1 protein-coding gene is annotated in these 616 nt (G+C 33.9%); it reads right to left on the bottom strand.

Annotated features, from left to right (window positions below):
* Window positions 1–145: 145 nt before the first annotated feature.
* A partial coding sequence (locus tag FJR09_RS24230; protein WP_174783386.1) for a transposase occupies window positions 146–616 on the bottom strand: 471 nt, incomplete at its 5' end.

Here is a 616-nt window from a genome sequence, read left to right as displayed (position 1 = left end):
AAATATCAAGAGCTATTCAGGCAATATATACTGATATAAATAATTTAATAGTAAAATTAGGCATCTGAAAACAGAGTGAAGAAAAAACTTTTATCCCCACCCTAAATTAAAGCTAAAAATGAGCGTAATAATCGTCCCAAAAGAATTAACCAGGATTGGGTAACAACTGCAAACAACGGTAAGCAGTAGCATAAATATGCTGATAGGGACAAGAACTATTAATCGCAATTAAAACTCGTCTAGTTGTTATTGTAATCAAAGCTCCTAACTTCAACAACTTGGTACGGATAGTCCCAACTTGAGCATTCTGTAATTCAGTTTTAACTAAACATTTATTTCGCAAAGCATTCATCAAAACATAAGCAATGGAAGAGAACCACAAACGTAATTGATTACCTGCAAATGTATGGGTACTGGTTCTATCACTAAATAATTCTAATTGTTGTTCCTTCTCTTGACTAATGCTTTTTCCTAATGCCAGTGCGAACATGGGATCATGACGTAATTCTTCATGGTCATTTAAGTCTTCATATCCCATGATTAAGCCATATATCCGTTGTGTTAATAAGCTTTCTATGGGATGTAACGTCTTATTTGGCTTTCTGTAGTCTTGGAA

The sequence above is a fragment of the Dolichospermum sp. UHCC 0406 genome (genome assembly GCF_009712025.1).
GTDB classification, from domain to species: Bacteria; Cyanobacteriota; Cyanobacteriia; order Cyanobacteriales; family Nostocaceae; genus Dolichospermum; species Dolichospermum lemmermannii.
Note: the sequence above shows the minus strand (reverse complement) of the source record. Positions and strands in the feature narration are given on the sequence as shown.